The organism is Streptomyces sp. NPDC039424 (assembly GCF_055639495.1).
This window is the reverse complement of sequence record NZ_JBVKAI010000030.1, coordinates 33,136-52,098: the sequence shown is the minus strand read 5'-3', so window position 1 is coordinate 52,098 and position 18,963 is coordinate 33,136. Positions and strand designations below refer to the sequence as shown.

At 72.4% G+C, this 18,963-nt stretch carries 15 protein-coding genes; 6 read left to right on the top strand and 9 right to left on the bottom strand.

Annotated features, from left to right (window positions below; all coding sequences use genetic code 11):
- Positions 1-80: 80 nt before the first annotated feature.
- The 5 genes from ACZ7L0_RS41015 to ACZ7L0_RS40995 all read right to left on the bottom strand — a co-directional run bounded on the left by ACZ7L0_RS41015 (position 81) and on the right by ACZ7L0_RS40995 (position 5,263).
- On the bottom strand, positions 81-1,040 hold the full coding sequence (locus tag ACZ7L0_RS41015; protein ID WP_471247692.1) for a threonine/serine dehydratase: 960 nt from the start codon (positions 1,038-1,040) through the stop codon (positions 81-83).
- A gap of 84 nt (positions 1,041-1,124) precedes the next feature.
- Positions 1,125-2,159, bottom strand: a complete 1,035-nt coding sequence (locus ACZ7L0_RS41010; RefSeq protein WP_471247691.1) for a polyprenyl synthetase family protein — start codon at positions 2,157-2,159, stop codon at positions 1,125-1,127.
- The gene (locus ACZ7L0_RS41005; RefSeq protein ID WP_471247690.1) at positions 2,156-3,196 is read right to left on the bottom strand and encodes a tetratricopeptide repeat protein; all 1,041 of its coding nucleotides are present in this window, start codon (positions 3,194-3,196) and stop codon (positions 2,156-2,158) included. Before ACZ7L0_RS41005 ends, ACZ7L0_RS41010 begins: the two co-directional genes overlap by 4 nt.
- A gap of 159 nt (positions 3,197-3,355) precedes the next feature.
- Positions 3,356-4,033: an AIM24 family protein gene (locus ACZ7L0_RS41000; protein ID WP_471247689.1), complete on the bottom strand. Its 678-nt coding sequence runs from the start codon at positions 4,031-4,033 to the stop codon at positions 3,356-3,358.
- Between the two features lie 24 nt (positions 4,034-4,057).
- Entirely contained in the window at positions 4,058-5,263 is a 1,206-nt protein-coding gene (locus tag ACZ7L0_RS40995; RefSeq protein WP_471247688.1) for a serine hydrolase domain-containing protein, read from the bottom strand.
- A 309-nt stretch (positions 5,264-5,572) separates the two neighbouring features.
- Here ACZ7L0_RS40995 and ACZ7L0_RS40990 point away from each other — a divergent pair, with 309 nt between their 5' ends.
- The 5 genes from ACZ7L0_RS40990 to ACZ7L0_RS40970 all read left to right on the top strand — a co-directional run bounded on the left by ACZ7L0_RS40990 (position 5,573) and on the right by ACZ7L0_RS40970 (position 14,095).
- Entirely contained in the window at positions 5,573-7,357 is a 1,785-nt protein-coding gene (locus ACZ7L0_RS40990; protein ID WP_471247687.1) for a M4 family metallopeptidase, read from the top strand.
- Between the two features lie 138 nt (positions 7,358-7,495).
- Positions 7,496-8,683 carry an ROK family transcriptional regulator gene (locus ACZ7L0_RS40985; RefSeq protein WP_471247686.1) on the top strand — a complete coding sequence of 396 codons (1,188 nt, stop codon included), beginning with the start codon at positions 7,496-7,498 and terminating at the stop codon, positions 8,681-8,683.
- A gap of 26 nt (positions 8,684-8,709) precedes the next feature.
- Positions 8,710-10,512: an alpha-galactosidase D gene (locus ACZ7L0_RS40980; RefSeq protein ID WP_471247685.1), complete on the top strand. Its 1,803-nt coding sequence runs from the start codon at positions 8,710-8,712 to the stop codon at positions 10,510-10,512.
- A gap of 17 nt (positions 10,513-10,529) precedes the next feature.
- The gene (locus tag ACZ7L0_RS40975; RefSeq protein ID WP_471247684.1) at positions 10,530-12,887 is read left to right on the top strand and encodes a glycosyl hydrolase family 95 catalytic domain-containing protein; all 2,358 of its coding nucleotides are present in this window, start codon (positions 10,530-10,532) and stop codon (positions 12,885-12,887) included.
- A complete protein-coding gene (locus ACZ7L0_RS40970) occupies positions 12,884-14,095 on the top strand; it encodes an SGNH/GDSL hydrolase family protein (RefSeq protein WP_471247683.1) in 1,212 nt (403 codons plus the stop codon). The genes ACZ7L0_RS40975 and ACZ7L0_RS40970 overlap by 4 nt, the downstream gene beginning before the upstream one ends.
- Here the strand turns inward: ACZ7L0_RS40970 and ACZ7L0_RS40965 are convergent.
- The 4 genes from ACZ7L0_RS40965 to ACZ7L0_RS40950 form a co-directional block, all read right to left on the bottom strand.
- Entirely contained in the window at positions 14,092-14,442 is a 351-nt protein-coding gene (locus ACZ7L0_RS40965) for a UBP-type zinc finger domain-containing protein (RefSeq protein WP_471247682.1), read from the bottom strand. The genes ACZ7L0_RS40970 and ACZ7L0_RS40965 overlap by 4 nt on opposite strands.
- Positions 14,439-15,887, bottom strand: a complete 1,449-nt coding sequence (locus ACZ7L0_RS40960; protein ID WP_471247681.1) for an ATP-binding protein — start codon at positions 15,885-15,887, stop codon at positions 14,439-14,441. The genes ACZ7L0_RS40965 and ACZ7L0_RS40960 overlap by 4 nt, the downstream gene beginning before the upstream one ends.
- On the bottom strand, positions 15,884-17,560 hold the full coding sequence (locus ACZ7L0_RS40955) for an NAD(P)/FAD-dependent oxidoreductase (RefSeq protein ID WP_471247680.1): 1,677 nt from the start codon (positions 17,558-17,560) through the stop codon (positions 15,884-15,886). The genes ACZ7L0_RS40960 and ACZ7L0_RS40955 overlap by 4 nt, the downstream gene beginning before the upstream one ends.
- A 124-nt stretch (positions 17,561-17,684) precedes the next feature.
- A complete protein-coding gene (locus ACZ7L0_RS40950; RefSeq protein ID WP_471247679.1) occupies positions 17,685-18,041 on the bottom strand; it encodes a VOC family protein in 357 nt (118 codons plus the stop codon).
- A gap of 58 nt (positions 18,042-18,099) precedes the next feature.
- On the opposite strand from ACZ7L0_RS40950, the gene ACZ7L0_RS40945 reads away from it, so the two are divergent.
- Entirely contained in the window at positions 18,100-18,963 is an 864-nt protein-coding gene (locus ACZ7L0_RS40945; protein ID WP_471247678.1) for a universal stress protein, read from the top strand.

Below are 18,963 nucleotides of genomic sequence, written 5' to 3'. Positions count from 1 at the left end.
CCGGGACTTGCGGAAAACGGTGGATGTACGGGCGTCGACCTGGGGGTAACCGACGGTAAACCACCGTCGCCGGCACGTCGTCAGCCCAGCCCGAACCGATCCGCCCACCCCAAGACGTCCTGGGGCGTGGCGTTGCCGCCGCACACCACCAGCCCGAGCCGGGCGCCGTCGCCGACCCGCTCCAGCACCCGCCGGGCGGCGGGAAGCAGACAGCCCGCGGCGGGTTCCGCCCACACCTTGGCGTGGTCGGCGAGGTCGAGGCAGCCCTGTACGGCCTCCCGGTCCGGGACCACGAGGACCTCCTCCACCAGGGCCGAGACATGGTCGTACGTCAGCCGGCACACGGACGGGGCGCTGAGCGTGGTCACGATCGACGACAGCGCGACCGGCACCGGCCCGCCCGCCGCCAGCGCCTCGGACATGGCCTCGGCACCCTCCGTCTCCACGCCCCAGACGCGGACGCCCGGGCGGCGGGCCCGCAGCGCCACCGCGACACCGGAGATCAGGCCTCCGCCGCCGATGCTGACGATCACGTCCGTGAGCTCGTCGGCGTCCTCGGCGAACTCCAGCCCCACGGTGCCCTGTCCGGCGATCACCACGGGGTCGTCGAAGGGATGGACGAGCGTGAGCCCTTCGTCCCGCAGCCGGGTCACCAGCTGGAACGCGCTGTCCATACCGTCGGTCAGGCGAACCGACGCGCCCGCCGCCTCCGCCGCCCGAAGGGAGCGCGCGGGCGCCGTACGCGGCATCACCACCGTCGCCTTCACATCCAGCGCCGCGGCCATCACCGCGAGGGCGACCCCGTGGTTGCCGCCGCTGACCGCCACCACGCCGGCCGCCCGCTCGGCCTCGCTCAGCGACAGCAGCTTCGCCGTCGCGCCGCGCGCCTTGAACGAGCCGGTGCGCTGCAGCAGTTCCAGCTTGGCGGTGACCGGGGCGCCGAGCAGCTCGGACAGGCCCGGGCTCGGCACGGTCGGGGTGCGCACGACATGCCCGGCGACGGCCCGCGCCGCGGCTTCGATCTCCGAGATCCCGATCAAGGCGGTCACCTCTCCGGCGCGGGAAGCGACGGACCGCACCGCTTCGTACCCTCACCCGGTGACCCGGTCAGGGGCAACCCGGTTTCACAGGTCGCGGCCCACCAGGTGCTCCAGCAGGCACCGCAGCTCCTCGGCGGCCCCGGCGGCCAGCGGCACACCGGTGAGCGCGGCCTCGGCCGCGGCCGTGTGCCGCCGGGCCTCGGCCAGCGCCGCGGCACGGCCGCCGAGCTCCTCGATCAGCCCGGCCGCCGCGTGGGGCTCCTCGGATTCCAGGAGCGCGGCGAGGCGCCGGGCGCCGGGCCCGGGGGAGGCGAGCGCGGCCAGTACCGGAAACGTCTTCTTCCGCTCCCGCAGATCACCGTGCACGGGCTTGCCGGTGACGGCCGGGTCTCCCCAGATGCCCAGCACGTCGTCGACCAGCTGGAAGGCGACTCCGAGCGCGCGCCCGGCCCGGTCGAGCGCCGTGACCGTCGGCCCGGGCGCGCCACCGAGCGCGGCCCCCAGCGCGGCGGCGCAGCCGAGCAGCGAGCCGGTCTTGTGCTCGGCCATCGCCCGGTACTCCTCGGGCGACACCCGCTCCGGCCCGGTCCACGGCCGGGCGGCGAACAGCAGGTCGTCCGCCTGTCCGCGCACCAGGTCGGCCAGCGCCGCCGACAGCAGCCGTACGGCGCCCGCGCCGCCGGGCGCGAGGGCCAGGGTCTCGACGGCCAGCGCGAACAGGGCGTCGCCCGCGAGCACCGCGGGCCCGGTGCCGTACGCCTTCCAGACGGTGGGGCGGCGGCGCCGGGTGGGGTCGCCGTCCATGATGTCGTCGTGCAGCAGGGAGAAGGCGTGCACCAGTTCCACCGCGACCGCCCCGGCGACCCCGGCCCGCGCGGGCGCGCCGGCCGCCTCCGCGCCGAGCACGGCCAGTGCCTGCCGTACGCCCTTGCCGCCGGTGGCGACCGCGGGCGCCCCGCCGACCTCGCACCAGCCGAAGGAGTACGCCGCCATCTCGCCCACCCACGGATGCAGCCGCCCCACCGCATCCGTGAGGGCGGGCCGCACCAACTCCCGGCAGCGGCCGAGTACTTCCGGGGCGGACGGCGGTGCCTGCACCGCGGCGTGGAGCGCGCTCACCGTACGACCTCCGCCTCGGCGCCGAACTCCTCCTGGGCGCGGGCCACCATCCGCCCGACGTGCCGCAGCCCGGCGCGCCGCACCGTGTGGGCCAGGTCCGCCAGTTCGGCCGCCGTGTCGGCCCGGTCGCGGCCGAGCCGGGCCAGCGACTTGGCCAGGCCCAGGCGCGCCAGCGCCTCGCCACGCGGTTCGCTCATCGCCCGGAACTCCTCGAGCGCCGTCCCGTACATCTCCCGCGCCTCGGCGTACTGCCCTGAGCGGTAAAGGACGTTGCCGCGCATCTTGTGGTTGTAGGCGAGCGCGCTGGAGAGGTTCATCGCGCGGCACGCCGTCTCCGCCTCCGTGAGCAGCTCCAGCGCCCGACCGGTGTCCCCGTCGCGCACCGAGACGATGTCGGCGAGGCCGCGCAGCGCCCAGGCGTGCCCGCGCCGGTCGCCCGCCCCGGCGGCTATCTCCGCAGCCTCCTCGAACATCGCGTACGCCGTGTCGTAGGAGCCGGTGTTGCGGTGCATCTGCGCGATGCCCTCCAGCGCCCACACCGTGTGCCGGGCCTCGCCGCGCTTACGGGCCTCGGCGAGCAGCTGCTCGTGCAGCCGGCCGACGGCCTCGTAGTCGCCCTGGATACGGCCCGTCTCCGCCAGCCCGGCCAGCGAGTAGCCCCGTACGACGATGTCGCCGCCCCGCTCGCCGAGTTCGGCCGCGAGCCCCAGCAGCCGCCAGGCCAGCGGGAACGCGCCGCGCTGCCGGGCGAGGGTGCCGCCGCTCCACAGCGCCCAGGCCATCGCCCCCGTGTCGCCGGCGTCCCGGGCGGCGCGGTAACTCGCCTTCCACGCCCGGTCGGCGTCCCGCACCTGACCGAGCCGGCGGTGCGCCTCGGCGACCGCGAGCCCGCAGCGGGCCGCCTCGTCCCGCCGTCCGGCGCGCTCGGCCGCACGCAGCTGCTCGGTGCCCTCGGCCAGCACGTCCACCAGCGAGGAGTTCACGGACAGGGTGGTGAGGGCGCCCTGGTATTCCGGGGCGAATGCCTTGCCGTACATGACTGCCTTTCTATACACGAAGTGTATACATGTTGTGTATAGTGCGTCGAAAATCCGCCCTGGCCCGAGGGGCCAGGGCTGCTCTCGGTCTGTTGTCGATCAAGACGTCGGTACGGCCGACGGGGTTGCCTGTGCGGCGCAGGTCACGTCCGCCAGGCGTCAGTGCTGCTCCGCCTTCTGCGGCGTCACCTCGCTCGGGCGCACCACGACGTACCCCTCGCCCTGGAGCATCAGCTGCACGGCCTCCCCGGAACCGCCGCGCAGCATCGAGCCGATGGACTGCGAGCGGTGCAGCGAGGTCTGCAGATGGGCGGTCCAGCCCACCACCGCGTCCGTGTCGACGTACACCGGCTGCTGCGCCGAGACCGGTATGACCAGCGGGTTGCCCTCGCACATCAGCCCGAGCCGGCCCTGTCCGGTGAAGACGCTGTTGAACAGGCCGCCCCCGGCGATGCCCGAGCCCTTGACCGTCTTGATCTCGTACGCCAGCGAGGCGTCGAAACACAGCACGTTGCGGCCGTTGACCGTGAACTGGTCGCCGTGCTCGACGTCGACGATGAAACAGTTCTGCGCCTCGTGCGCGAACCACGCCTCGCCCTGCCCGCGCACCGCCATGAGGGGCAGGCCCTCGCCCGTGAACGCGCGCTTGAGCATGCCGCCCACGCCCTGCCCCTTGCGCTCGAACTGCAGGTTGCCGCGGTAGGCGACCATCGCGCCCTGGCGGGCGTACATCTCGCCGCTCACCGTGTACCTGAGGCACTTGGCGTTCTCGACGGACATTCCCGGCTCCACGGCCGGCTGCACCACGTGCTGACTGGAAAAGAGATCACCCTTCATGCGCGCATGGTGGCCCGGACGCGGTCATTCCGCCAAGATCGCGGGGCGGGTTCCTTCCGTCGCTTCCTGCTCGGCCTCGGCCGGCTTGCCGCAGAACGCCGAATCCAGGGCGCCCGCCAGCGTGCTGAGCACTTCGGAGTTGTTGGAGGCGTTGGCGACCGCGGCGAGGGTGCGCCGGCCGTCCTCGGAGGCGAAGGCGTAGGTGTAGTAGCCCTGTACGGCGCCCGTGTGGCCGTACACCGACACCCCGCAGGCCAGGGTGCGGCGGCGCAGCCCGAGCCCGTACGCCGTCGTGCTGGTGACCGGCGTCCACCGCTCCATCTCCGCCAGCCCCGCGGCCGAGGTCAGCTTCCCGCCCAGCAGCGCCGAGTAGAAGGTGTTCAGGTCGTGCAGGCTGGAGATGATGGCGCCCGCGCTCTGCGCCCACGACACCGTCTGCTCGGTGGCGTCGACCAGCGCGGCGCCCGCCGTGTCGGGGGTGAGGTAGCCCCGGGTGTACCGGCCCGGGATCCTCGTGCCTGGATGGACGTAGAGGGTGTCGCGCAGATCCAGCGGCTTGAAGATCCTGTCCTCGTACTCCGTCCGTACGGAGTGCCCGGTCAGCTTCTCGATGAGCAGCCCGGCGACCACGAAGTTGGTGTTGGAGTACGCGTAGGCGGCGCCGGGCGCGTTGGTGCGCGGCTTTTCGAGCGAGAGCTCGACCAGTTGGCGGTAGGTGAAGACCTTGTCGCGCACCGCCTCGAAGCCGGACACGCTTTGGGCGAACATGTCCTCGGAGTAGTCGTGGAGGCCGCTGCGATGGCTCAGCAGGTGCCGCACCGTGATCCGGTCGTCCGGCAGCAGACCGGGGAGGTAGCGGTTGACGGGTGCGTCCAGGGTCAGTTTGTGCTCGTCGGCCAGTTGCAGCAGGACGACGGCCGAGAAGGTCTTGGTGACGCTGCCGACGCGGAAGCGGTCGACGGTGTCGACGGCTCGCCGGGTGTTCCGGTCGGCGATGCCCCGCACCGCCCGGTACGCGGTGCCGTGGTCGTCGATCAGGGCCATGGCGCCGGGCGCGCCGTGGGCGACCGCCGAGCGCAGCACCGCGCGCAGCCCCGCGGCGTCGGGTGCCGGGAGCGGGGCCGGCGTGCGCGTAGCCGCCGTGTGGGGCGCGGCCTGCGCCGGGACCGCGAGGAGCGACAGCGTGGCCGCCCCGAGGACCAGACCTTTGCCCACCGTTGCGAAGACCATCCGGGCGGACTCCCCTCCGCACCTCGCGGTGCGATATCAATCACATCTCGGCGACGGAACCTACCTGCGGCTCGTCACATCACCACAGGTGACACACAGTTGGTCATGCGCTGATCACCCTGCGGTGGGCATTCGTAAAGGATTGTCATAGAAAACTGCGAAATGGATCATTCCGGCTTTACGCGGACATGACTCATCCGTAAGGGTTCCGCTCGGGGCCCGACCAGCCCCTGTGGCGCGGGGCCAACCCCGCCATGCCTCAAGGCGGTTGGTGACCCCGACTGCCTTCGAACGAAGGAACCCCACATAGTGCGTAGACCGCACATACGCAGCGTGGCCGTCGCCGTCGCGGTGGCTACGGCTGCCACGGGTCTGGCCGGAACGGCCTTCGCGAGCCCGTCCACGGGGGCGGAGCAGGGTGTGTCGTCGTCCGCCACGACCGCCGCCTCGGTCGTGGCGGCGGCACGGACCGCCGCCTTCGCCCACACTTCGGCGACGGGCGTCTCGCAGGGCGACGAACTCCACGCCCAGGACGTGCTGATCGACCCCGAGGGGGCGCGGCACGTCCGGTTCGTCCGGACCCACAATGGAATGCCGGTCCTGGGTGGCGACCTCGTCGTCCACCTCTCCCGGCAGCTGGCCTACACCGGTGTCACCCGGGCGGCCGACCACTCGGTGAAGCCGGCCGCCGCCTCGAAGGCCAAGCTGACCGCCCAGCAGGCGGAGCAGAAGGCCGCCGCGGCCGCCAAGGGCGAGGCGGGCACCGCCGAACTCGTGGTGGACGCCCGGGACGGTGCCTCGGCCCTGGCCTACCAGGTGACGGTCACCGACAGCGGCGCCTCGCGGACGGTCGTCGTCGACGCCGTCACCGGCAAGGTGCGCAGCAACACGCCCGACAGCGACGAGTTCCTGTCGCCGAAGCTGCTCGACACCCTGCGCGAGCGGGGCGAGACGCTCGACCCGGCGACCGGCGTCGGCTCGGACTCCGCCGGCCTCCTCGGCTCCGGCGTGTCCGGCGCCACGCGCTACCCGGCGACCGCCCACGGCACCGGCAAGACCCTCTTCCTGGGCAATGTCGGCCTGACCACGACGGCGACCTCGCGCGGCCACTACCAGCTGAAGGACCCCAGCCGGTACGGCACCGAGACGCGGGACGCCAAGGGCAAGTACACGGAGAACTTCGGGGCGGGCACGAAGTTCACCAACACCACCAACGTCTGGGGCAACGGCAAGACCACCAGCCGCTCCAGCGCCGCCGCCGACGCGCAGTACGGCGTCACCAAGACCCTGGACTTCTACAAGAAGACCTTCGGTCGCAAGGGCATCGCGAACAACAGCAAGGCCGCCAAGGCCATGGTCCACTGGGGCAGCAAGGTCGCCAACGCCTTCTGGGACCCGACCTGCGGCTGCATGCTGTACGGCGACGGCGACGGCCAGATGTTCAAGAAGCCGCTCGTCGTGCTCGACGTCACCGGCCACGAGCTCACGCACGGCGTGGTGGACGCGACCGCGAAGCTCGAACCGACCTTCGTGGACGCGGACGGCAACCAGTACGGCGAGCCCGGTTCGCTGAACGAGTCGCTGGCCGACATCTTCGGCTCCAACGTCGAGTTCTTCACCAAGAACACGAAGGACACGCCGGACTACCTGATCGGCGAGAAGCTGGGCCTGCAGCAGAAGTTCCTGCGCCGCCTGGACAAGCCGTCGCTCGACAAGCTCGAGGGCACGATCGACTACTGGTCGACGGACACCTACTACACCGAGGTGCACGCCGGTTCCGGTGTCTCCTCGCACGCCTACTACCTCCTCGCGGAGGGCAGCGGCAAGAAGACGATCGGCGGCGTCAAGTACGACTCGCCGACCTTCAACGGCGCCACGGTCAAGGGCATCGGCCGCACCAAGGCCACCGCCATCTTCTACCGTGCGCTGACCCGCTACATGGTCTCCACGACCGACTTCCACGACGCGCGCGTCGCGACGCTGAAGGCGGCCAAGGACCTGTACGGCGCGAGCAGCACCGAGTACAAGACGGTGGACAAGGCGTGGGCCGCGGTCAACGTCACCGCCGCCAACACCCCGGCCGCCGGTCACTGACGGCGGACGGAACACGGTAGATCCGAGTGCCCCGCGCCCCGGCGCGGGGCACTCGCGTGTCCGCCCCTCCCAACGGCCTTTCCCGCACCTCTGTTTCTTTTATTGACAGCAGAAAATAATGGCCCTAGGTTCCCGGCCATGCGCTCGACCTCCCGCACCGAGACGTTCCCCGCGCACACCCCGGCCGCCTCGCAGGTCTTCACCACGCTGCTGTCCCACGGTCCCCTCACCCGGCTGGAGGCGGCCCGGCGGGCCGGTCTGTCACCGGCCGCCGTCACCAAGGCGGTCCGCCCCCTGCTGGAGGCCGGATACCTGGTGGAGGACGCCGACGAGGAGGCCCGCCCCGCCCTCGGGCGGCCCGCGAACCTGGTCCGGGTCGACGGGGGACGGGCGCTGTTCATCGGCGTCAAGGTGACCGGCGACGAGGCCATCGGCGTGCTGACCGACCTGTGCTGCCGGATCCGCCTCGCCCGGCGCGTCCCGCTGCCGGACCGGGCGACCGGGGCCGTGCTGGCCTCGGTCGCGGAGCTGACGCACCGACTGCGCGCCGAGGCCGACGACTTCGCCGTCCCCGTGCTGGGCGTCGGCATCGCCGTCTCCGGGGACGTCGACCGCGCCGAGGGAGTGGTGCGCTACTCGCCCTTCCTGGAGTGGCGGGACGTACCACTGGCCGAACTCGCCGCCATGACCTGCGGGTTGCCCGTCACCGTCGACAACGACGTGCGCGCCCTGACCGTCGCCGAGCAGTGGTTCGGGGCCGGCGCGGGGCTGTCGGACTTCGCCGTGGTGACCGTGGGCGCGGGCATCGGCTGCGGTCTCGTGGTGCACGGGCAGGTGGTCGCCGGCGCCCACGGAGTGGCGGGCGAGATCGGGCATGTGGCCATCGACCCGGCCGGCCCGCCCTGCCACTGCGGCAACCGCGGGTGCGTGGAGGCGATCGCGGGCGAGGCGGCGATCGTGGCCCGCGTCCGCGAGGTGACGGGCCGTCATGTGGCTGATGCGGCCGAGGCGGTGTCCCTCGCCCACAGGGACGTCGCCGGTGTGCGCGAGGTGTACGCGAGGGCGGGGGAGGCCATCGGCCGCGGGATCGCGACCGTGGCCAACCTGCTCGGCCCCGAGCGCGTGATCATCTCCGGTGAGGGGCTGGCCGCCCACGACCTGTTCGCCGAGCACATCCGTGACGCGTTCACCGCGGCGGCCTTCGGCTCCGCCGCGCAGTGCGACGTACAGACCCGCCCGCTCCCCTTCGAGGAGTGGGCGCGCGGGGCCGCCGCCGCCGCGATCCAGTCCTTCATCACCTCCGACAACCCACGACCGAGCCGCTGAACCGACATCCCCTGGAGGTACGACCCATGCGGTCATCCTCGTACTCCGTCATGCCCGCACGCACCCTGAGAGCCGCGGTGGTCCTGGCCCTCGCCGCCGGAGCCGTCACCGCGGCCCCCGCGGCCCACGCCGAGACCACCGCGGTCGCCCCCGCCGCCAAGCCCTACATGGGCTGGTCGAGTTGGAGCATGCAGTCGTCCAAGTACCCCGGCCTCAATCCGGACGGCGACTACAGCTATCTGACCGAGGCGAACGTCCTCAAGCAGACCGACGCCCTGGCCGCCAAGCTGAAGAAGTACGGCTACGAGTACGTCAACATCGACGCCGGCTGGTGGCGCGACACCGCCTGGCAGCCCGCATACGACCAGTACGGACGCCAGAAGGCCGACCCGGCCCGCTTCCCCAGCGGTATGAAGGCCGTCGCCGGCCGCATCCACGCCAAGGGCCTCAAGGCCGGCATCTACCTGCCCGCCGGCCTGGAGAAGGAGGCGTACGGCGACGGCAGGACGCCGATCTGGAACGCCGAGGGCTGCACCACCGCCGACATCGTCTACGGCGACCTGCGCACCACCAACGGCTGGGACAGCTCGTACAAGCTCGACTTCTCGCGTCCCTGCACACAGAAGTACATAGATTCGCAGGCGCGGTTGATCGCGGGCTGGGGGTACGACTTCCTCAAGCTCGACGGTGTCGGACCCGGATCCGGCAAGAGCGGCGACCAGTACGACAACGTTGCCGACGTCGCCGCCTGGAACAAGGCCATCGCCGCCACCGGCCGCCCGATCCACCTCGAACTGTCCTGGTCCCTGGACATCGGGCACGCCGCCGACTGGAAGAAGTACGCGCAGGGCTGGCGTATCGACACCGACGTCGAGTGCTACTGCAACACCCTCGTCAGCTGGGAGAACTCCGTCGACGACCGCTTCGACGACGCCCCCGGCTGGACCCGGCACGCCGGGCCCGGAGGCTGGAACGACCTCGACTCCCTCGACGTCGGCAACGGCCGGATGGACGGCCTGACCCAGGCCGAACGGCAGAGCTACGCCACCCTGTGGGCCATCGCCAAGTCCCCGCTCTACACCGGCGACGACCTCACCCGCCTCGACGACCACGGCCTGAAGCTCCTGACCAACCGCGAGGTCATCGCCGTCGACCAGGCCGACGCGCCACCCGCCCGACCGGTCACCCCCGCCGACCCCCAGCAGGTGTGGGCGGCGAAGAACCCCGACGGCACCTACACCGTCGCCCTGTTCAACCTCGCCGACGCCCCCGCCGCCGTCACCGCCGACTTCTCCGCCCTCGGCTTCACCGGCAAGGCGGCCGTACGGGACCTGTGGAACCACGAGAACCTCGGCACCCGTCGGGGCAGGATCACCGAGGCCCTGCCCGCGCACGGCTCCCGCCTGTTCACCGTGACCCCGCACGGCGGCGCCCTCACCGCGACCGCCTACGAGGCCGAGTCCGCCGCGGGCACCCTCGGCGGCAACGCCTCCGTCGCCGACTGCTCGGCCTGCTCCGGCGGCAAGAAGGTCGGCAACCTCTACGCGGGCGGCAAGCTCCGCGTCAACGACATCGTGGTCGGCAAGTCCGGCACCTACCTGGTGCGGGTCGCCTACGTCAGCGGCGACGCCCGGTCCGTCGACGTCTCCGCCAACTCCTCGGCAGCCACCCGCCACAGGTTCCCGTCCACCGGCGACTGGGGGACCGTGGAGACGGTGAGCGTGCCGGTGACGCTGAAGGCGGGCGCCAATACGCTCACCTTCGACAGCACCGGCCCCGGCTACGCGCCCGACATCGACCGCATCGACGTCCCCAAGTCACCGCGCTGAAGGATTCGGAGCCCGCCATGGACAACCGCCCCAGCAGACGCGGCTTCCTCGCCCTCGCCGCCGCGACCGGAGCCCTCACCGGGCTGCCCGCCTTCACCGCCACGGCCGCACCCCGGCGGCCCGCCGAAGCCCCGGCGGCGGAAGGACGTCCCCGCCACCGGCTGTGGTGGCAGGCACCCGCCGACGAGCACTCGATGATCCGCCAGGGCCTGCCCGTCGGCAACGGCCGCCTCGGCGCCCTCGCGAGCAACGACCCCGGCCGCGAACTCCTCCTGATCACCGACGCCACGATGTGGACCGGCGGCCTCGACGACACCCTCGACGCCGACGGCCAGTTCCGCTACGGCCGCGACGACTTCGGCTCCTTCACCCTGCTCGCCCGCCTCACCCTCGACCTCCCCGACCACGACCTGTCCGCCGTCTCCGGCTACCGCCGCACCCTCGACCTCGACCAGGGCCTCGTGACCACGACGTACGTCCGCTCCTCGGTGACCTACCGGCGGCAGCTGTTCGCCAGCCGACCCGACGACGTGATCGTCCTGCACCTCACCCAGAGCGGCGGCGGACACCACACCGGCACCGTGACCCTGGAGGGGACACACGGCGAAGAGCCCACGAGTGCCGAGTCGTTCGCAGGATCCTTCCCGAACGGCCTGCGGTACGGGGCCGCCGTCACCGTCCACGGCAAGGGCGGCAGCGTCCGGGTGAGCGGCACGCACATCGCCTTCTCCGGGTGCACGGAGCTGACCGTGGTGGTGAGCGGCGGCACCGACTACGCGCCCGACGCGGCCACGCACTACCGCAACCCGGACCTCGACCCGCGGGCCCTGGCCCGCACCAAGGTCCGCACCGCCGCCCGCCACCCGACGGACACGCTGTTGCGCACCCATGTCGCCGACCACCGGGAGCTGTTCGGGAGCTTCGACGTCTCCCTCGGCACCTCCTCCGCGACCCAGCGCTCCCTGGACACCTGGGAGCGGATCCGGGCCCGCGCCCGGGACGGCGAGCCCGACCCCGAACTGGAGGCGGCCTACCTGCAGTTCGGCCGCTACCTGATGATCTCCGGCTCCCGGGGCAGTCTCCCGCTGGGCTTGCAGGGGCTGTGGCTCGACGGCAACGACCCGGACTGGATGGGCGACTACCACACCGACATCAACGTCCAGATGAACTACTGGATGGCCGACCGGGCGGGCCTGTCCGACTGCTTCGACGCGCTGACCGACTACTGTCTCGCCCAGCTCCCGTCCTGGACGGCGCTCACCCGGGACCACTTCGACGACCGGCGCAACCGCTACCGCAACTCCAGCGGCAAGAACGCCGGCTGGACCGTCGCCGTCTCCACCAACATCCACGGCGGCCTCGGCTGGTGGTGGCACCCGGCGGGCAACGCCTGGCTGTGCAACACCCTGTGGGAGCACTACGAGTTCACCCGCTCACGCACCCACCTGGAGCGGATCTACCCGCTTCTGAAGGGCGCCTGCGAGTTCTGGGAGGCGCGGCTGATCCCCGCCACCGAGCCCGGCACGACACGGCGGGTCCTCGTCGCCGACAGCGACTGGTCGCCCGAACACGGGCCCCTCGACGCCAAGGGCATCACCTACGCCCAGGAGCTGGTGTGGGCGCTGTTCGGCAACTACCGCACCGCGGCGGCCGAGTTGCGCAAGGATGCCGGATACGCCGACACCATCGGCGGGCTGCGCGAACGCCTCTACCTGCCCCAGGTGAGTCCGAAGACGGGCTGGCTGGAGGAGTGGATGTCCCCCGACAACCTCGGCGAGACCACCCACCGGCACCTGTCCCCGCTCGTCGGCCTCTTCCCCGGCGACCGCATCCGCCCCGACGGCTCCACCCCCGCCGGCCTCGTCGCCGGTGCCACCGCCCTGCTCACCGCCCGCGGCATGGAGAGCTTCGGCTGGGCCAACGCCTGGCGCGCCCTGTGCTGGGCCCGGCTGAAGAACTCCGAGAAGGCCTACCAGCTGGTCGTCAACAACCTCCGCCCGTCGGTCGACGGCGGCAACGGTACGGCCCCCAACCTTTTCGACATCTACCAGGTCGAACAGGGCCGGGGCATCTTCCAGATCGACGCCAACCTCGGTACACCCGCCGCGATGACCGAGATGCTGCTCTACTCCCGCCCCGGCCACCTGGAACTCCTGCCCGCCCTGCCGGACGCCTGGGCCGCCTCCGGCTCGCTCACCGGGGCGGGGGCGCGCGGCGGCTTCGTCGTCGACCTGCGATGGAAGGACGGGAAGCCGACCGAGGCACGGATCCGCAGCGTGGGCGGCAGTCGGACGAAGGTGGCCCACGGCCGTACGTCCCGGACCGTGACCCTGCGGCCCGGAGAGTCCGTCACGCTGAAGGACTTCGCCCGGTGACCGGCCGCCTCGCACGGGCCCGCCGCCTCGCCGTCGTCCTGCTGACCGCCTTCGCCTGCCAGTCGGCGCCCGCCCAGGCTCCCGCCCAGGCAGCCGGCACCCGGCCCGGCGTGGTCACCTGGGCGGCGAGCGCCGACCGCCTCGGTGAGGGCGCCGCCGACCGTTCGTACCGGCTGGTCGTGCACACCAGCGCCGCCGGGAGCGGCCTGAGCGTCCGGCTCTCCAACGCCTTCGGCGACCGCCCGCTGACCCTGGACAGCGTGTACGCGGGCGTCCGGGACCAGGGCGCCGCGCTCCGGCGGGGCAGCAACCGGCGCCTCACCTTCGGCGGCGCCCGCACGGTCACCGTGCCGGCCGGTGAGACCGTCTGGAGCGACCCGCTGACCGCCGCCGTGCCCGCCGCGACCGACCTGGTGGTGAGCCTGCACAGCCCGGACGCGGCGGGCCCGGCCACCGGACACGGGATGGCCATGCGGACGTCGTACGTCACCCAGGGCGACGCGACCGGTGAGGAGAGCGCCGCCCACTGGACCGGCACCACCGGCTCCTGGTTCTACCTCGACGCCGTCTCCGTCCGGCCCGCCGCCGCGGCCACCGGCGCCGTCGTAGCCCTCGGCGACTCCATCACCGACGGCTGGCAGTCCACCAGCGACCTCGACCGCCGCTGGCCCGACTACCTCGCCCGGCGGCTGCACACGGCCGGTGGCGCGCTCCGGGGCGTGGCCAACGAGGGGATCTCCGGCAACAGGGTGCTGGCGGACGGTGCCGGGCAGAGCGCCCGCAACCGGCTGGAGCGTGATGTGCTGTCCCTGCCGGGCGTGCGCACCGTGTTCCTCTTCGAGGGCGTCAACGACATCAAGGCGCACAGCGGCGTCACCGCCCAGGACCTGATCGCGGGCTACCGCGAGATCGCCGACCGGGCGCACGCCGCGGGCAAGTGCGTCGTCGGGGCGACCGTCGGCCCGTTCAAGGGCTGGTCCGAATGGGATGCGGCGGCGGAGGCCGTACGGCGGGAGGTGAACACGTACCTCAGGGGCAGCGGGGAGTTCGACGCGGTCACCGACTTCGACCGCGTGCTGCGCAGCCCCTACGACCCCGAGCGCCTGCTGCCGTTCCTCGACGGCGGCGACCATCTGCACCCTAACGACAAGGGCATGCAGGCGATGGCCGACGCCGTCGACCTGAGCACCCTCGACTGCCGCGGCTAGCGCAACGTCTGCGCCCAATCGGCCGGGACCCGCCCCGCGGGCCCCGGTGCGGGCTGGTCCGCCGGGTGGCTGACCGGCGGGGCGAGCTCGGGGCCGGACTCGTACACCTCCTCGGTGTCGTAGTTCCAGAACCAGCCCTCGCCCGGCTCGAAGCTGCGGATCACCGGGTGGCCGGTCTCCCGGTAGTGGGCGGTGGCGTGCTGGGAGGGGGAGTCGTCGCAGCAGCCGATGTGCCCGCAACTCGCGCAGCGCCGCAGGTGGAACCACCACCCGCCGGCCGCGTCGCACTCCACGCAGCCGGTGCCGCTCGGCGGGACGCTCGGGTCGATCGCGGTCTCGCCGCTCATGGGGTCTCCTCGGGTGTCTCGGCGGTCAGGGGGAGCAGGACCTGGAAGCGGGTGTCGCCCGGCACCGACTCCACCCGGAGGGTGCCGTGGTGCTTGTTGACGACGATCCGCCAGGAGATGTCCAGGCCCAGACCGGTGCCCTCGCCCACCGGCTTGGTGGTGAAGAACGGATCGAAGATGCGGTCGCGGATCTCCGGCGCGACCCCGGGGCCGGTGTCCCGGAACTCGACCAGCACCCGCTCGTGGTCCAGCGCGGTCCGCACGGTCAGCGTGCCGTCGCCGCCCGCGCTCCGGATGGCGGAGACCGCGTTGTCGATCAGGTTGGTCCACACCTGGTTGAGCTCCGCCGGGTAGGCGGGGATCTCGGGGAGCGTACGGTCGTACTCCTTGACGACGCCGATGCGCGGGCCGATCTTGCCCGAGAGCATCAGCAGGGTGCTGTCGAGGAGTTCGTGGACGTCCACGACCCGGTAGGGCGCGCGGTCCAGCTGCGAGTACTGCTTGGCGGCGTCGACCAGGTGCGAGATACGGTTGGTGGAGTCGTCGATCTCGTTCATCAACAGCTCGGTCTCGACCGTGTAGTTGAGCCAGCCGACGGCCCCGGGCAGGATCTCCTCGCCCACGGCCGCCGCGACCTGCTCCAGCCAGTCGATGTCGAGCCCGGCCTGCACGAAGGTGGGCGCGAGCTGCCAGCCGTAGTCGATGCCGTGGTCCTCCAGCCAGTCGGAGAGCGCGTCCTCCCGGTCCGAGGCCTCCAGCGGACTCAGCACGGGTGCCTTGGCGACACGTTCCGCGGTGCGCTCCTGGATCTCGATGAGGTCCGCCAACGCCTCCCGGGAGAAGGGGCCTTCGGCGATGACGGCGAGCTTGTGCCGCATCTTGGCCACGCGCTCGCGCAGCGTCGCCGTGGCCCGGACGGCCGCCGCCGCGGGGTTGTTGAGCTCATGGGTGAGTCCGGCGGACAACGAGCCGAGCGCCAGCAGCCGTTCGCGCTGGCCTATCGCGGCCTGCGTGCTCTTGGTGCCGAAGAACAGCCCCTCCAGCAGGTGCACGGCCATCGGGAACCATTCGCTCATGATGTCGGCGAAGGTGTCGGCGGGCAGCACGAAGAACCGCGTCGGCTGCGTCACCCGCATCGAGTTGTTGTACACCTGCCGCACCCGGTCCCCGAGATAGGACTGCATGGCGCCCGAGTACACCCCGCGCTGCGAGGTCCGGATGACCTCCACGTCGTCGCCGCCGACCCGGCGGGAGAGCACCACCGTGCCCTCGATCATCACGTAGAAGCAGGTGGCCGGGTCGCCCTCGGTGTACACCGGGCCGGGCTGGAACAGCTCGACCCGTCCCGCCTCGCACAGCCGCCCGAGCTGTTCGGGGGTGAGTTTCTCGAACAGGAACAGCGAGGCGATCTCGCGCGGGCTGCACGGCATCGGCTGCCCGCTCACGACTGCTCCAGGTACCGGTGTACGAGCATCACGGCCATGGCTCCCTCTCCGACGGCGGACGCGACCCGCTTGGCGGACTCGGCGCGGGCGTCACCCGCCACGAACACGCCGGGCACGCTGGTCTCCAGGTGGTACGGCGGCCGGTCCAGCTCCCAGCCCGCCGGCGGACGCCCGTCGGGCGTCAGGTCGGGCCCGGCGAGGATGAACCCGCGCTCGTCGCGCAGCACGGTGCCGTCCAGCCAGTCGGTGAGCGGGGCCGCGCCGATGAACACGAACATCCACTGCGCGTCGACCTGTTCGGTCTCCCCGGTCTCGGAGTGCCGCAGCGTCAGCCGCTCCAGGTGCTCGGTGCCGTGGGCGGCGTCGACCACCGTGTGGCAGCGCACCGAGATGTTGGGTGCCTCGATGATCTGCTGGATCAGGTAGTAGGACATCGACGCCGTCAGGTCGGGTCCGCGTACCAGCAGTGTCACCGACTTGGCGTGCCGGGACAGGTACATGGCCGCCTGGCCCGCCGAGTTGGCGCCGCCGACGATGTACACGTCCTGCCCCAGGCAGGAGGCCGCCTCCGTCAGCGCCGACCCGTAGTACACCCCGCAGCCGTTCAGGTCGTCGCAGCCCTCGGCCGTCAGCTGCCGGTACTGCACGCCGGTCGCCAGGATCACGCTGTGCGCGGCGACCGCGGAGCCGTCGGTGAACCGTACGACGCGCGCGGCCCCGTTGACCTCCAGGCCCGTCACCTCGCGCGCGGTGAGGATCTCCGCGCCGAACCTGGCGGCCTGCCGCCGGGCCCGGCCGGTGAGCTGGGAGCCGGAGACGCCGTCGGGGAAGCCCAGGTAGTTCTCGATCCGTGAGCTCTGCCCGGCCTGCCCGCCGGTCGCCGACCGCTCCACCAGCACGGTCCTGAGCCCCTCCGAGGCCCCGTACACGGCCGCGCCCAGCCCCGCCGGGCCGCCGCCGATGACCACCAGGTCGTAGAAGTCGGCCGTCGGCGTCGTCGCCAGGCCCACCCGAGCGGCCAGCTCCGGTACCTCGGGCTCGATCAGGGGCGTGCCGTCCGGCGTGATCACCAGCGGCAGCCGCTGTCCGTCCTGCCCGGCCGCCGCCAGCAGCCGCCCGCCCTCGGGCTCGTCGACGGAGTACCACCGGTAGGGCACCTGGTTGCGGGCCAGGAACTCCCGCACCTCCGAAGACCGCGCCGACCACCGGTGCCCGACGACCTTGGTGCTCGGCACCGGCCGGTGGTCGCTGGTCCGCCACGCCTCCAGCAGGTCGTCCAGCACCGGGTAGAGCTTCTCCTCCGGCGGGTCCCACGGCTTGAGGAGGTAGTGGTCGAGGTCGACGACGTTGATCGCGTCGATCGCCGCGTTGGTGTCCGCGTACGCGGTCAGCAGCACCCGCCGCGCCCCCGGATACACGTCCAGTGCCTGTTCCAGGAACTCGATGCCGTTCATCTGCGGCATCCGGTAGTCGGCCAGGATCACCGCCACCAGGTCGCCGCGCAGCTTCAGCTCGCGCAGCGCCTCCAGCGCCGACTCACCGGACTCCGCGCGCACGATCCGGTACGACTCGCCGTAGCGCCGCCTGAGGTCCCGGGCGACGGCGCGGGAGACCCCCGGGTCGTCGTCCACGGTCAGGATGACGGTCCGCGCTGCGTCGGCGGCCTGTGCCATACGTCTCCCACCCCGTTGTCACCGCACTGGTTCCCGCCCATCGTATGTTCGATCCCGCCGCCGCGCTCCGGGACGCAGGACGCGGTGCGCTCCCGGTACAGGGCGGGGCACCCAGGGGCAACGCTCAGCCGTGGCGAGGGCCCAGCACACAGAACTCGTTGCCCTCCGGATCCGCCAGCACCACCCACGGCTCCTCGCCGCTCTGCCCCACGTCCGCGTGCCGCGCCCCCAGCGCGAGGAGGCGGGCGACCTCGGCCTGCTGGTCGTCGGGGCGGAAGTCGAGGTGCAGCCGGTTCTTGAGGGTCTTGCGCTCGGGCACCACCCCGAACAGCAGACCCGGGAGCCGGTCCGGGGCGGGCCGGATCTCGTACTCCTCGGGGGTGTCGGTCACCACCACCCAGCCCAGCGCCTCGGCCCACCAGCGCCCCAGGGCCACCGGATCGGCCGCGTCCACGATCAACTGCTCCCACTCCAAAGCCATGCGGGCAGGGTAGTGAAGACTGGCCCGCACAAAGAGCGATTTACGAGGAGGCCCGGACATGACACGCCCGATCACGGCAGGGTTCGACGGTACGGAGGAGAGCGCCGCCGCACTGGCCTGGGCCGGACGGGAGGCCGTACGCCGGGGTCTGCCGCTGCGAGTGGTGCACGCCTGGCGGTACGAGACGGTGGAGGGGGCCGACCGGGAGACGCAGCACGGGTGGGTGACCGAGGCGGTGACTCAGGCGGTGCGCGAAGTCGCCGGGCGGCATCCGGAGCTGACGGTGACCACCGACGTCGTCGAGGGCGGCACGGTGGAGTCGCTGGTCGCCGCCGCGGCCGACGCGGAGCTGCTGGTGCTCGGCTCGCGCGGGCACGGCGCCGTCGTCGGGTTCCTGCTGGGCTCGGTCGGACAGCAGGTGATCGCCGAGGCCACGCGGCCCGTGGTGCTGGTGCGCGCCGAGGACCGGCCGACCGGCGAGGCGGCCGGCCGGGAGGTCGTCGTGGGCCAGGACGGCGGCCCGGAGGACAGCGCCGCCGCCCTGCGGTTCGCCTTCGAGACGGCGGCGGCCCGCGGCGCGACCGTCCGGGCCGTACGGGCCTGGAACCTGCCGCCCGTCTTCGCCTACAGCCCCGGCTCGCTCAAGCTCCTCGACGACGCCGGGGGCCTGGAGCCGTACGAGAAGAAGGCGCTGGCCGAGGCGCTGAAGCCGTGGCGGGAGCGGTTCCCGGAGGTGCCCGTGGCGGAGCATGTGGAGCTGGGCAGCGCGGGGCAGGTGCTGCTGTCGGTGGCCGGGCGGGCGCAGCTGATGGTCGTCGGGCGCCGTGCGCACCTGACCGCGGTCGGCGCCCGGATCGGCTCGGTGGCGCACGGGGTGCTGCACCACGCGGAGTGCCCGGTGGCCGTGGTCCCGCACGACTGA

Excerpts from the sequence above, each read along its gene's own strand:
- ACZ7L0_RS41005 (WP_471247690.1), bottom strand. The coding sequence starts at position 3,196 with ATGTACGGCAAGGCATTCGCCCCGGAATACCAGGGCGCCCTCACCACC.
- ACZ7L0_RS41000 (WP_471247689.1), bottom strand. The coding sequence starts at position 4,033 with ATGAAGGGTGATCTCTTTTCCAGTCAGCACGTGGTGCAGCCGGCCGTG.
- ACZ7L0_RS40995 (WP_471247688.1), bottom strand. The coding sequence starts at position 5,263 with ATGGTCTTCGCAACGGTGGGCAAAGGTCTGGTCCTCGGGGCGGCCACG.
- ACZ7L0_RS40985 (WP_471247686.1), top strand. The coding sequence starts at position 7,496 with ATGCGCTCGACCTCCCGCACCGAGACGTTCCCCGCGCACACCCCGGCC.
- ACZ7L0_RS40980 (WP_471247685.1), top strand. The coding sequence starts at position 8,710 with ATGCGGTCATCCTCGTACTCCGTCATGCCCGCACGCACCCTGAGAGCC.
- ACZ7L0_RS40975 (WP_471247684.1), top strand. The coding sequence starts at position 10,530 with ATGGACAACCGCCCCAGCAGACGCGGCTTCCTCGCCCTCGCCGCCGCG.
- ACZ7L0_RS40965 (WP_471247682.1), bottom strand. The coding sequence starts at position 14,442 with ATGAGCGGCGAGACCGCGATCGACCCGAGCGTCCCGCCGAGCGGCACC.
- ACZ7L0_RS40955 (WP_471247680.1), bottom strand. The coding sequence starts at position 17,560 with ATGGCACAGGCCGCCGACGCAGCGCGGACCGTCATCCTGACCGTGGAC.
- ACZ7L0_RS40950 (WP_471247679.1), bottom strand. The coding sequence starts at position 18,041 with ATGGCTTTGGAGTGGGAGCAGTTGATCGTGGACGCGGCCGATCCGGTG.
- ACZ7L0_RS40945 (WP_471247678.1), top strand. The coding sequence starts at position 18,100 with ATGACACGCCCGATCACGGCAGGGTTCGACGGTACGGAGGAGAGCGCC.